13 protein-coding genes and 2 pseudogenes are annotated in these 13,669 nt (G+C 32.5%); 3 read left to right on the top strand and 12 right to left on the bottom strand.

Annotated features, from left to right (window positions below):
- Positions 1-281: 281 nt before the first annotated feature.
- Positions 282-557, bottom strand: coding sequence for a hypothetical protein (locus tag KA833_RS06595; RefSeq protein WP_210126962.1), 276 nt, complete (start codon positions 555-557; stop codon positions 282-284).
- Positions 529-849, bottom strand: a pseudogene (locus tag KA833_RS06590) (cassette chromosome replicative helicase); the annotation flags it as partial. The gene KA833_RS06595 and the pseudogene KA833_RS06590, both read right to left, overlap by 29 nt.
- Positions 850-857: 8 nt before the next feature.
- Here KA833_RS06590 and KA833_RS06585 point away from each other — a divergent pair.
- A pseudogene (locus KA833_RS06585) lies at positions 858-1,196 on the top strand (cassette chromosome recombinase CcrA); the annotation flags it as partial.
- Between the two features lie 111 nt (positions 1,197-1,307).
- Here the strand turns inward: KA833_RS06585 and KA833_RS06580 are convergent.
- Positions 1,308-1,667: a ZIP family metal transporter gene (locus tag KA833_RS06580; protein ID WP_001631039.1), complete on the bottom strand. Its 360-nt coding sequence runs from the start codon at positions 1,665-1,667 to the stop codon at positions 1,308-1,310.
- A gap of 206 nt (positions 1,668-1,873) precedes the next feature.
- Between KA833_RS06580 and KA833_RS06575 the strand changes: the two genes are divergently transcribed.
- Positions 1,874-2,200: an ArsR/SmtB family transcription factor gene (locus tag KA833_RS06575; protein WP_031920602.1), complete on the top strand. Its 327-nt coding sequence runs from the start codon at positions 1,874-1,876 to the stop codon at positions 2,198-2,200.
- 329 nt (positions 2,201-2,529) lie between these two features.
- Positions 2,530-4,455, top strand: a complete 1,926-nt coding sequence (locus tag KA833_RS06570; protein WP_210128569.1) for a heavy metal translocating P-type ATPase — start codon at positions 2,530-2,532, stop codon at positions 4,453-4,455.
- A 1,044-nt stretch (positions 4,456-5,499) separates the two neighbouring features.
- On the opposite strand, the gene KA833_RS14000 is transcribed toward KA833_RS06570, so the two are convergent.
- The 9 genes from KA833_RS14000 to KA833_RS06525 form a co-directional block, all read right to left on the bottom strand.
- Positions 5,500-6,297 (bottom strand): protein NO VEIN domain-containing protein, encoded by a 798-nt coding sequence (locus tag KA833_RS14000; protein WP_210128568.1) that lies wholly within the window; start codon positions 6,295-6,297, stop codon positions 5,500-5,502.
- Positions 6,298-6,354: 57 nt separating this feature from the next.
- Entirely contained in the window at positions 6,355-7,452 is a 1,098-nt protein-coding gene (locus KA833_RS06560) for a DNA adenine methylase (RefSeq protein ID WP_210128567.1), read from the bottom strand.
- Positions 7,453-7,557: 105 nt separating this feature from the next.
- Positions 7,558-8,061: a DUF1643 domain-containing protein gene (locus KA833_RS06555; protein ID WP_210128566.1), complete on the bottom strand. Its 504-nt coding sequence runs from the start codon at positions 8,059-8,061 to the stop codon at positions 7,558-7,560.
- A gap of 13 nt (positions 8,062-8,074) precedes the next feature.
- Positions 8,075-8,386 (bottom strand): DUF960 family protein, encoded by a 312-nt coding sequence (locus tag KA833_RS06550; RefSeq protein ID WP_210128565.1) that lies wholly within the window; start codon positions 8,384-8,386, stop codon positions 8,075-8,077.
- A 95-nt stretch (positions 8,387-8,481) separates the two neighbouring features.
- On the bottom strand, positions 8,482-8,820 hold the full coding sequence (locus KA833_RS06545; RefSeq protein WP_210122428.1) for an SAUGI family uracil-DNA glycosylase inhibitor: 339 nt from the start codon (positions 8,818-8,820) through the stop codon (positions 8,482-8,484).
- Between the two features lie 566 nt (positions 8,821-9,386).
- Positions 9,387-10,121 (bottom strand): glucose 1-dehydrogenase, encoded by a 735-nt coding sequence (locus KA833_RS06540; protein ID WP_061054987.1) that lies wholly within the window; start codon positions 10,119-10,121, stop codon positions 9,387-9,389.
- An 87-nt stretch (positions 10,122-10,208) separates the two neighbouring features.
- Entirely contained in the window at positions 10,209-11,837 is a 1,629-nt protein-coding gene (gene ccrB, locus KA833_RS06535) for a cassette chromosome recombinase CcrB (protein ID WP_210128564.1), read from the bottom strand.
- A gap of 21 nt (positions 11,838-11,858) precedes the next feature.
- On the bottom strand, positions 11,859-13,208 hold the full coding sequence (gene ccrA / locus KA833_RS06530; protein ID WP_210128563.1) for a cassette chromosome recombinase CcrA: 1,350 nt from the start codon (positions 13,206-13,208) through the stop codon (positions 11,859-11,861).
- 177 nt (positions 13,209-13,385) lie between these two features.
- A complete protein-coding gene (locus tag KA833_RS06525) occupies positions 13,386-13,643 on the bottom strand; it encodes a hypothetical protein (RefSeq protein WP_070817192.1) in 258 nt (85 codons plus the stop codon).
- Between the last annotated feature and the right edge of the window lie 26 nt (positions 13,644-13,669).

Here is a 13,669-nt window from a genome sequence, read left to right as displayed (position 1 = left end):
AGTAACGAGAAGTAACGAGAAGTAATGAAGAGTGACGAAAAGAAACCAATGCTCAATTGGTTTCTTTTTTTATAATTTATATTAAAAACCTCATTATTAGACGATAAGCAGAGACCTATAACAAATGACCTTTTGATGAAGAATTAAAAGGTGAAAATTTTGTTTTTGTATTTTAAAATATAACCTTATCATGAAAGTATATATAATTGGAAAATATCATGGGAATTTTTCGGTTGTATAAAACTATGAATCTACTTTATGGTGTTATATATAGAAACTAATCATTGTATCTCTTCTTTCTGTGAAAAGATGATGATAATAAATGAAATAATCATGTAACCTGCTATCATCCACATAACTATATGATAATAAATGATTATGTTTGTAATTTGAGCGGTGAATAATACGATAATGGACAAACCTACGGGTCCACCTAATTGGTGCATGCTATTAGTCATGCCGCTTGCTGCGCCAGCTATTTTACTATCAACTTTATAAATACCAGCGCTAGTAAGTGGTGCAAGAATGCATCCTTGACCTAATCCTATAAGTATCATAGGCAATTAGTCCATGGTTCTCCATCATATTCTTTAACGCTTTGTCATCAGAAAACTTACCACGGTTTTGTGCTACAAATTGCGTAATGACTTCGATCGCTTTATCTGCCAGTGATCGTTCAGAGACTGTATGAGCATGATAATCAATAAAGTAGTCTCTTATTTTAGCGATATCAATATCTGTAGGTAAAACATGACTGAGAATCTTGGCCGAAGTAGTGATAGCTGCATAGCGCTTAAACATACGAATACCAGTATTATTTATTTCATCCTTCAATTTATCTTTAAACCAATGATGTAATTCAAAAACGGATCAAAAAACAAAGGGCCCTAGAAACTAGGAGCACACTTACACAAGAACAATTGATAGATAAATTAGCTAAAGGAGCCATCGATGCAGAAACGTTCAGAAAACAATCTCAATCGTTACTTCAACAATCAAAACCAACACTATCAATAAATGAGCAACAAATTCAAAGGTCTTTTGAAAATGTAATTCAACAACACTTCACGTTAAGCATGTTATACCGATATATTGATGAAATTCATATTTCTAAAAACAAAAGCCTTGTGGGAATCTATTTCAAAAATGAACCGCTAAACATTGTAAACCAAGCTACGCAATCATCGATTGCTTAATTAATGAAAGGATGAAAAATATGAAAGAAATGAAAAGAAAATCTGTAGGATGTTATGTTAGAGTTTCAACAATTTCTCAAGACATTGATAAATTTAGTATTAATGGTCAAATTACACAAATAAAGGAATATTGCCAACAGGGAAATTATGAATTGCTATACTGATAATTAAAAGTACCCCCGATCGAACGAAAATATCTTTTTGATGACTATTAGTGATAATTGTAATTTTATCCATTAATAGATGAATGGATTGGAATAATACTAAGCCTATTGCTATTCCACCGAGTAAAATTACCCACCCGCCTAATTCAATACTTTCCGGAATCATTTCAAAAAATAATAAGCCAATTATAAGGCCTGCACATAATGAATAAATAAAGCCATGACCACTTTGAAAACCTTCCATTATCCAAGCGAGTCCACCGCCAACACCAATTCCAAGTGCGGAAGCTAACGCCCGATCATCCATACTGCACTCATCCCACTATTCTTAAAAAGGCTTTGTTTATTTTACTCTAAAAAATCAAAACAAAATATATGAATTCATATTAAATATTATTTGATTCTTTATTCAGATTGTTATATCATATATATGAACATATATTAATATATGTAGATAAATAGTGATTATTATATATAAGGTTTTGAATTGAAACCTAAAGTGAGGGAAGGATAATGGAAGAAAAAAAGGAATTAGAGGAAGTAAATAATAAGGACTTAGATGATGAAACATTATTTGTCGTATCGCAAACATTTAAAGCGTTAGGTGATCCTACGAGAATCCGGATTCTCCATTTGCTCTTTTATAAGGAGTATTCGGTAAACGGTATTGCTGAAACGCTACATCTTAGACAATCAACAGTTTCCCATCAATTGCGGTTCTTGAAAAATTTACGGTTAGTAAAATTCCGAAGGGAAGGCACAATATTGTTTTATTCCCATGATGATGAACATACTATGAATATGCTAAAACAGGCGATCGATCACGCCTGTCATCACTAGTATTCCGTAAACCAGTAATGAGTGTTAATAATAATTCACGTCATTAATATTGTTATATGATCATATAACAATATTATAGGCATATGAAAAGGGGATTTTGCAATGGATATGGAAAACAAAAAAACAGAATGGAAAGCGTTGTATGATATCTCGAAGGAAAGTGAGATGGGTGTAGCAGAGAGGGTTAGTGAATACGGTTGATAAATTCATAGGATGTATTATTGGATACAAAAAGTTTGGATGTGGTCAATTAACGTCCTGGTTTAGTAAAGCTTACTGCGAATATATTGGAACCCGATATATCATATTTATTTAGAAAGGTGATAGAAATGAAAAATATTCAAGAGCAACAAGCACACGAAAGTCATAGCCACGATCATAGTCATGATCATGATCACGGAAAAATGCCAATTATTTCATATTTTATTGGCTTAGTGTTGGCTATAATTGGGCTTTTTTTAAGTGATGCAAATTTATTAATACAAAACATCTTATTTTCAATTGCCACAATCACAGCCGGCTACCATGTAATTATTCTCGAAGGAATTGGAGAGACAGTTGAAAATACTAAATTAAAGGGAAAATTCACTCCTAATTCTCATATTCTAATGGGATTAGCTGCAATCGGGGCTTCTCTGATAGGGAGTTTTTGGGAAGGAACCCTTTTGATACTTATTTTTTCCGGCGCTCATTTTCTTGAAGATTACGCTGAAGGAAGAAGTAAAAGAGAAATTACTAAGCTACTCGAAATGAACCCAACGACAGCTAAATTAATCCTACCTGATGGAAACACAAAAATTGTTGATGTCAGTGAATTAAAAGTTGGAGATCAACTCCAAGTGCTGAACGGTGATCAAGTTCCAATTGATGGGATTATTTTATCCGGTACTACCTCAATTGATGAATCTTCTATTAATGGAGAAAGTATACCGAAAGAGAAGTCTAAGGGTGACGAAGTTTTTGGAAGTACGATTAATGGAACAGGTACTTTTACTATGGAAGTCACTAAGGAAAACAAGGATACTGTATTCTCTAAAATTTTACAATTAGTTAGTCAAAACCAAGATAATCAAACAAAAGCTGCCAGTATCATTCAAAAATTCGAGCCTAAATATGTTAATATAGTTTTAATCGCAATACCATTAGTAATGTTACTTGCTCCTTTTCTATTTGATTGGACATGGTCGCAAAGTGTTTACAGGGGATTAGTGCTTTTAGTCGCAGCTTCACCGTGTGCTTTGGCAGCAGCTACTGTATCTGTAACATTGTCTACAACATCTAACCTAGCTAAAAAAGGCGTGCTTTCAAAAGGAAGTACTTACCTATCACAATTAGCGGATATAGATGCAATTGCCTTCGATAAAACAGGAACCCTTACGAACGGAGAACCTAAAGTAACAAATTACTATTTCACTCATTCTGTGAACGAAGAAAATATTATTGATATTATAGTCGCCCTTGAAAAGGAATCCAATCACCCACTCGCTAATGCTATTTTAGAAAAATTTGAAGTTAAAAATAAAATAGACATCGAAGTTACTAATCAAATTGGAAAAGGTCTGACAGGAGATTATAATGGAAAAAATTATCGTATTGGTAAGCCTAGTTCTTTTGAAAGTGCTTCTGAAGAGTATACCCAGTTCAATCATGATTGGGCATCAGAAGGAAAGACGGTTGTATACGTAGCAGAAAATGAAGAAGTTATTGGGATTATAGCTCTAATGGATATTCCGAATGAGCATGCTAAAGAAACAGTTAATTACTTTAAGAAACTTGGTATCCACACGACTTTAATTACTGGTGATTCGGAAATGACGGGAAAAGCTGTAGGCGAACAATTGGGAATAGACGAAGTTATCGCTAATGTAATGCCTGAAGATAAATCCAGAATTATAGAAGAACAAAAAGAAAAATTTGGAGTTACTGCCATGGTCGGAGATGGTGTGAACGATGCACCGGCCCTTGTTAATGCTGATGTTGGTATAGCTATGGGGGGCGGTACTGATGTGGCAGTAGAAGTATCTGATTTGGTTTTAATGCAGAACAATTTATCTAAATTAGTACAGTCTCATAAAATTTCCTCAAATATGGGTCGTGTTATTAGGCAAAATATTATTTTTTCAATGGCAGTTGTTGCCTTTTTAGTTGTCGTTAGTTTGTTAGGATTAACTGATATTACAATCAGTGTAATTGTTCATGAAGGAAGTACTTTAGTTGTTATACTAAGTGGACTTCGATTATTAAGATCTAAATAATGAACGAATCGATTGACATGAATGAACTTTGAAGTGTGGATTCTACAATGCTCCCATAACATTGGACACTAAAAAACAGAGCAATCTAATAAAGATGTTATGAGTAAAAACAATGCCTTGCATACCGTTTTTATCATACGGGCGGTCAAATAAGCAATTAAAGAGCATAGGAAGCATAAAATCATAAACAGTGACTTAAGGCAGCCAGTTTACATTCAAAAGTTAAATTGACTGTATTAAAAGTTTCGAAACGATTAATATCCGTATGGGGGCAAGCGTCGAGCCAAAGATAATGCCAGGACAGAGCGTCTTTTTCCGTTCTTTTAAGTGGGAAAGGTTTTACCTTCTCTAGGCCAAGACAGTCCCAGAGCTAAAAGGGCCAGTTGCTCTTTTTGGGCGTTTGTGAACGGTAATCGCAGGAAGGGGATTTTCCCAACCGCACCTGGTTTTCCATCACAATAAAGTTGGCGGCATTTGTTCTGATATTCTTGGGAATACTTACACTATGAATGGCCGTATTAAGTGATACAGGAGCTGCTATTATTGTAATACTGAATGCTCTCCGCCTTTTGAGGGTAAAAGAATAAAAGTAAGGATAACTAGGTAAAGCTGTTCAATCAAAAATTGAACAGCTTATTTTTCATCAAAATCAAAAACGTTTATTATAATACCTACACTTGTTCTGTTAAACGTACCGATTTTTTAACCTTATTGTATCAGTAATATCTTGAAACGAAGTAAGCGACTAAAATTTCTCTTTTATCATACGTTTATAAAAATACACTTTTAAGAACGGTTTGAAAATTTTTGAAATAGATCAAAATAATCTTCTGGTTAAAAAACCTGTAGATATGATTTCTCTCTTAAATTTTTGTTTGATTAGATTAGACCCTAATAAGACGCATTCAACATGTCTACACGTGAATTTAGTCTTTGAAAATGTAAGGACCATTATTATTATAAAAACCCTAGTATAAAACGATACGCTGAAGCATATCATAAATGATGCGGTTTTTTTTATCACATCACATTTTTAAATGGTATCTAATTTTTTGAAACTTTATAACCATTAGGTCTAAAGTTGAAACTAGAAAGTATTTCATTTGCCTCGTAAACTTTTAGTTCACCAGTTTTGTTTACTTTATCAAAATTAAAAATTCTGTATAAGAAAACTTCATCTTGATATATTTTAAAAAAGTTAAGTTCATTTTCTGACATGTAAAAAGGAGTTTCTTCATTACCTGTTGTAGTTTTTACCTCTATAAAAATTGGTTTTCCATTTTCGTCAATAGAAGCGATATCATAACCAGTACCATCACCTTCATCTTGAGAAGTGTGAGCAACCATTTCTGATAATCCAAGTTTTTCCGCTTTTTCAAGTTCCAAAGAAATCACAAATTGTTCACCTAGAAGTCCAAGTTCGCTGTTTTTAGTGTGGATATCTTCAAAATTAACTTTTCTACCAATGAAATTTTCACCTTTTATACGTCGCTGTTCTAGTTGATCACTGCTTAGTGGAGTACTTGGCTTACTATCTGTACCTACTATTGCAAGCGTGTATTTATACTTATCTTTGTTTTTAGTGTCATCCATACTTAATATAAGACCTTCTGGAAAAGCAATATCTCCGGTCTTTAATTGTTCTCTTTTATGAAGTGCAAGATTCCGAATTGTTTGAGTATATTTAGTGTCATTACGATTAGGTATTGGTTCCAAATCAATTCCTGTAGGTGTATATACTTCGTTGATATGTTTAATTACTTCTGCTGTTGTCAATTCACCATAAATATCCAATAATTTTCTTATTACTCTTGGCACATCTCGTTCATATAATCTATCCACTACTTTCACCCCTAAATGTTTAATTATAATAATTATAACATTGATTGGGGTTTGTAGTTAAATTTGATAATTTGTAATTAGCAAATGGTTTACATTTCTATTATTCCTATTCATGAAACTAACTGAATATTTTTTATCAAATGAAAAAATATAGAATTCTTTATAAAGATCATATATATTTTCAGTATTCTTTATCACTAATAAGAATTTTGCTTTTGTTTGTTTACAAAAGTCTCGTAATCTTTTATGATCGTGAAGATTAAATTTATTATTAGAATAAGTAGAAAAATCTGAGTCGTATGGGGGGTCTAGAAAAATAAAATCATCTGGATTGAGGCTTAAAGAATTTAAAAAAACTTCAAAGTCGTTATTATAAAGTTCTGTATATAACATTTTTTCTGATAAATTCTTTGATTTCATCATATTAATCTTAGTAGTTAGATTTTTTTTATTATAACTAATACCACCGTACGGTACGTTAAAAAACCCTTTTTTGTTATATCTAAACATTGACGAGTAACAGTATTCCCTTATGAAAAAATATAAAGATGCTAATATAGAATCATCAATATTTAAATCTTTATAGTTGTTGAACAAAAATCTAATAAAAGTATATATACCAGATTTTATACCGGATTCTATGTTATCAATTAAGTCTTCATCACTGATTCCATCATTTTTTTTTGCTATAACCACAGTTCTTTTTAGTTTATCACTTAAGCTTTTTTTAATTTTTTGAATTAGAATATTATCGTACTCTTCATTTAAATTAGCAAAAGAAACATTAGTAATTATAAGTGAATCACAAATAAAGTTTGTAATTTCTTCATTTGTATTATTATAAAATTTATTTATTAAGCTGCCCTTGTTATCAATAATTATGTTTCGTGTTTTCATCCAAATATTGTTTATTTTTTCTAAAAATGTTATGAATTTTTCATCGTTATTTTTAATTGCTTTATAATAAAGCATAAGTTCTTTTGAGCTATCGTTAATGAATGATTTGTTCTTCGGAAGTGTGTCGAAGAAAACAGCTCCTCCCCCAACAAATGGTTCAATGTAATTGTCAATAATTTTTGGTTGATATTTTTTAATTATTTTTAACTCTGCGCTTTTACCACCAGGGTATTTTATTATTGGTTTAATAGGTCTCACCTCAGTTTAATATGTTATTAACTCGATTTTATATTATATCATAAAGTAACTTTGCTAGAACATATTCTTACTTTATAAAAAGGAAAAGTTAGCATTTTTCAATTACTAACCTTTTAGAATCCATTTTTGTCTTGCTTGAGGATTTAATGGATGCATAATATCGTTAGTTTTTGGATTGATGAGCTTCTTAATTTTCCTCTTATGTTCTTTAAGTAATTCATATACTTGTCCAACCCTAGCCTGGACGTTCGGCTTTTTGGCATATGATCCCCAAGCTAGTATCACTGCATCACTATCTGAAGCAGCCTTCATAATATGAATGTCACTGTGTTTATCGTAAGCATCCTTCGAATGCTTTAAGTTTTTAGGTGTAGTGATATTTGAATAAAGATTAACGAAGTGCACTGTACCAATATCTTGTTGTGATAGTTGATTGATAATGAGTTGTGTAGTGAGATCGATATTTATAATGCCATCGTAGTTTGGATACATTGTGATGACTGTAGCAGTCTTCTTGCTATCGTCCCATGTCTTTGTTAGTAAGTAGCGGTGAGTTCTCTTTTCGTCAAATATTGCAGTAGTGACAAGTGTATTTGTGATATTTTCCATTGATTTTATCTCCTTAATATTCATTTGGTAATAACATAATGTAATAAGAAAGGTCTACGTCATCTTCTTTTATAATGTAGACCTTATTGATATCGATAGACTGTTTGACATTTGCCTTATGCGTTTTTACGTACGCTGGTCGTTCTTGTTGGTGTTTGATATATAATTGGTTATTGTGCATGTTGAACTGGAAGACATGAAAGTAATCTATAGCTTCTAGTTCCTTGAACTGTTCGTTTTCATGTTCAGAGATGAGTTGCCATATTTGATGTTGTAATGTGGTAGGTAAGTTTTGGGCAATACCACGAGTGATATATCTATTCATAAGCGTTTTCCTTTCGTTCTGATTCTTTCATCCAAGTAATGATTTCACTTAGGACTGTAATGACTATTTGTGTGATTTTTATATATTTATGCATATTATTGTCCTCCTGTTAGTAAGTATCGTTGATCCAAAAGGGGCATGATAGTGTTGTGTAGATATAAGAAGTCCATATCGTTTGTTTCATCAATATAACCAATCGCGATAAGTTGTTTCTTATAGTAGAGGATAAAGGGATATATATGTCTTTCATGAAGGGTATCAGAGTAGTAAGTATACGTATGAAGTATTTTGTTAGTGAGTGGACCAAGTCTGACATATTGATCAGGTAGTATATTGTCAGAGACTTCATCAATGGCTTCACATTCCCATTTTTCATTTTTGGGTAAACTAAATAAATCTGTAAAATAATGTTTGAGTTGTTTTTCTAGTGTCATAGTCATGACCTCCTATAATGTTTTTGATGTATACATGTAATACACCATATAGATAATATATGCTTCAAAAAAAGTTTGTTTCGTTTATGAATCCCATTGTTATTAAGAAAATATCCCAAGCACTATTTGTGAGAAAGGTTGATATGACAAGGAAATCCCGTTATCCCGCTTATTTCTCAGGAAATATAGCCATATATTTATATAATTTAGATTTGTAGGTGTAATTGTGACTTACTTTCCCTTTTTATATTATTTATTTATAAATAATAATGGGATTTCGGGATTACGCATGCGTAATCCTTCTCGTACTTGTATTTATCAAATCCCATTGTCATCCCGTTGTTTTATTATTTAGGGATGTTCTTTTGTCATATCAATATAAGCTTCACATTGAGTTGTACTTATATGTAAACTGAATTTATAAGTTAGAAAAGTGTTATTGTATGACAAAAGGACAACAAGTATAAATTTAGCTTGTTTAAGGAAAAAATAAAGGCGAAGTGCTCCTCAGCACTTCGCCTAAAATTTATTCAAGAGAACTATTTATATTTTAATTGATTTATAATTTATAGTGCAGTAATACCACCATCTATAACAAATTCTGATCCTGTAGAATAAGAAGCATCGTCAGACCCTAAGAAACATACAAGTTTAGATACTTCTTCGGGTTGCGCAACTCTTCGCATTGGAATTGTTTTTTCGAATTCTTTAACGGCTTCTTTAACATCGTCTTGTTCTAACATTGGTGTTTTTATAACACCTGGGTGTACTGAATTAACTCGAATATTGTATGGAGACAATTCTTTAGCCGCAGCTTTTGTCATACCTCTGACCGCAAATTTTGTATCTGTATAGCCAATTGCACCACCAACAAGACCATTCATTGAAGAAATATTGATGATTGACCCTTGTTTTTGACTTTTCATAATTTTTGATACAGTTTTGATGCCTAAAAATACAGATACTTGATTAATATTTACAATCTTCATATAATCTTCTAATGATATTTGGTCAATTGTTTTATTGTATGTGATTCCTGCATTATTAACCAATACATCAATTCGATTCCATTTGTTCATAACTTCTTGAATGACATGATTCCAATCTGTTTCTTTAGATACATCATGTTTGATAAATAAAACATCGTCTCCAAGAGAATTAGCTGTTTTTTGACCTAATTCATCATTAATATCAGTTATCACGACTTTTGCGCCTTCAGCTATCGCTTTTTTGGCATGAAGTTTTCCCATACCTTGTGCACCACCTGTAATAACGACGACTTTATCTTGTAATTTTCCCATTTTAAAACATCCTTCCTCTAAATTAATATTGTTCATAATTTTATTGTATACCTAACTCAATCAAGAAGCTAAAAAAGTCACTTATACTTATATATGAATATAGAGTGTTTGAGATAAAAATAAAGACGAAGTGCTGAGGCGCACTTCGTCGATAGGGGTATTATGGAAGAGTTGTTTAGTGATTTCATGATTGAGTTTTAATGTGACATAGAATTGCTTTTTACGATGTTCGTCTTTACGAATATCTATTCGGTCAATGACTGTGAGATATAACGCTTTGAGTTGTGATTTATCCATGGATTCTACGTTTTGAAATATGCGACGTAAAACAGCGGATAGTTGTTTCGTATTATATGATGTTTTCTCTTGATTTTGTTGTTGCTTCAGTTGATTAATTTGATTCGTAATGTCATTCAGTTGTGTTTCATATTTATGGATTGTTTCTTTGAGTATTGTTGTTAAGTCTGGATTATCTTCGATTGTTTTAATCAAGTTGTCTAGTTTCGCATGGATTTCATCGTATTGTTGTTGTTTATAAGCGATATCATGGTTCAATGCACCAATATCGACTTTATTCTCTTGATTGACACGTTCTAAGACTTGGTTAATGACTTTATCACTTTTGACAATTTCGAGTATTTGATCCATGACGTATTTCTCAATCACATCAGCTCTAACACTATTCGCAGAACATACTTTTGACCCCTTGTTGCGAAAGTTACTACAAGAATAATAGCGTATTCGCTTCTTGGTACCATCTTTCAATGTGTTCGTTGTGTTACTAGCTGCCATTGGTGCACCACATTGTGGGCAGTGAATAATACCTGTTAATAGGTTGGTTCCTTTTCCATGAACTTGGGGTTTTTGACTAACTTGCTTCATACGTGAATGTACTTTATCCCATAGTTCTTGACTAATGATAGGTGAATGCTTCCCGTCAGCTATTATAGGATTGTCATTAAGACCTTTACGTCGTTTCTCATTCCAGTCTTTATACTTCGCAAATTGAATTTTACCAATGTAGAAGGGATTGGAAAGGATATAAGCTATAGCTGAAGTACTGAATGGATTACCTTTCTTTGTTACATAACCTTTATGATTGAGGGCATTAGCCATTTTACGATATCCATGACCTTTAGCATATGACTCAAATATATATTTTACAATATTGGCTTCATGTTGGTTTATCATGAGTTCATGTTTATTGTCTGGAATTTTCTCATAGCCAAGTGGAATATTGCCTTGATAATAGCCTTCTTGTGCACGTCTCGTTTGGCCCATGAATACATTCTCGACAATGTTATTACGTTCGAATTCTGAGAAGCTCGCAAGTATTTGTAACATGAGCTTACCAGAAGAAGTATTGACTTCCATACGTTCAGATAAGCTGAAGAATTCGACATTTTGACGATGAAGGTCTTCAACAATTTTGAGTAAGTCTGATGTATTACGTGCGAGTCTATTCGTTTTATACACCATGACACAATCGATATGACCTTCATTCGCATCTTTTAACAAACGTTGTAGTTCTGGTCGATTCATAGATTTTCCAGAAATACCTCTATCAGCGTATACATCTACAACAATAAAGTTATTGAAATCACAATATTCTCGAATTTGATTGATTTGTCCATCGATACTATAGCCTTCAGTACTTTGGATTTCCGTTGATACACGAACATAGATACCGACACGTTTTTGTTTGAGTTGTTGCATAACTGATTCATCCTTTCTTGTTTAGCCAGTTGATGATTGTATCGTTTGATTAACGATGTTTAGTGGCTCATTTTTTAAATAGATTCCGCTTAATTCTCTATTTTTAGTAATATGAATTTCATCAATATAGGGATACAGCATGTTTAACGTGAAACTTTTCTGTATAACCTTTTGTAGCGATGTTTGTAACTGAGTATCACTTATTGAGGATATGGTTTTGCGCTTTTGAAGCACTGATTGAGACTGATTCCTGAATGTTTCTACATCAATTGTTCCTTGTGCTAAATTTTCAATAAGCTTTTCTTGAGTTAATGTGTTATTAGTATTATGCATTTTTTGTTTTTTGAGTTGTTTCTCAATAGCATGTTTGATCTTCGAATAGAGATGTTGGCCTCGAAAGAATTTTTGGCAAGATTCTAAGACTTGTTTTTCTAGGTTCTCAGCGTTTACACCTTTAAAGTCACATATGAAATGTGATGCATTCATGTTTTTAGGACAGACATAATAACGTAATGAATGATTGGTTTTTCTAATGGTCATATTGGTAAGGGTTGAACCACAACAAGGACATTTTATTTTTTGTTTCAGCTGATTCTCTGAAGGTATACAGTGAAGTTGCTTCTTATTACGGATTGCTTGAGCATTTTTATACATTGCTTTACTGATAATAGATGGGAACATTCTATCAAAAGTACCGTATTTGTTATTCACACGTCCACAGTAATTAGGGTTCGTAATAATGTTACGTACTTGATAGGGTTTTCGGTTGATTAGCTTAGTATCTTCTTCTAGGTATTGCGCAATTTTCTTATAACCATAGCCTTGTAGGTAGTAATGGAATATTGCCTTAACTGTTGGTGCTTCATCTTGATTAATTGTGAATGTACCATTGCGATAGGTATAACCAAATGGTGCATGTGTCGTGATGAGTTTGCCTTGTCTAGCTTTTTCTTTAAGACCATTTTTAACTTGTTCGCCTATATTATCAGATTCTAGTTCGGCCAAGCTGATGAAAATATTGAGTTTGAGCCGATCGAATGCTTTATCCATATCAAAATAGCCATCATGAACGCTTAAGATATGGACATGGTATTTTTGACACAATTTCATGAGTTTTAATGCATTTTTTAGATTACGATGAAGTCGATTCAGACGATAGCAACATAATACGTCACATTGTCCCTGTTGAATCAGTTCAGTAATTTGTTGATAACCATTCCGCTTATCAGTACGTCCTGATTGTTTATCGCTATAAAAGGTAATGTGTTGAATATTATGTTTTTCGGCTAATACCTTGATGGCTTGTTTCTGTGCCGGAAGTGATTGTTGTTTTGTTGTACTTTGACGTAAGTAACCCATTGCTTGTTTCATCGTGTTTCCTCCTTTCGAAGTGATAATATATATTTATGAACGAATTTATAGATGAGCCCAACACCAATCAGGTGTTGGGCGTTATTATTAGTCATCAGCGTGATTGATTTCTTCAATCACTAAATCAGCGAGTAATGTGATTAATTCGTCCATATGGTTCAACCTCCAAATATCAAATTATATTGAATTGATAACATGTTGCATTGTTATTCGTTCTAACCGTGTACTTGGGACAAAATGTTCAGTTATCTCTTTTTCATTTATGAATTCAGGGTACAAGTGATAAAATTTTAGTAGCTTCTGTTCCGTTTCAGTTAATACATATTGTTGCATATGGTAGTATCTGTCGATATAATTAACGACAATAGGTTTTTGATGATCATCGACTTCTACTGAATCAATTGTGTAATTTAATAAGTTGACGTTTATTTTCATTTTTATGCCTCCGATTAATTTAATGA

It is taken from the genome of Staphylococcus sp. GDY8P67P, assembly GCF_017892545.1.
Taxonomy (GTDB): Bacteria; Bacillota; Bacilli; order Staphylococcales; family Staphylococcaceae; genus Staphylococcus; species Staphylococcus ureilyticus.
Note: the sequence above shows the minus strand (reverse complement) of the source record. Positions and strands in the feature narration are given on the sequence as shown.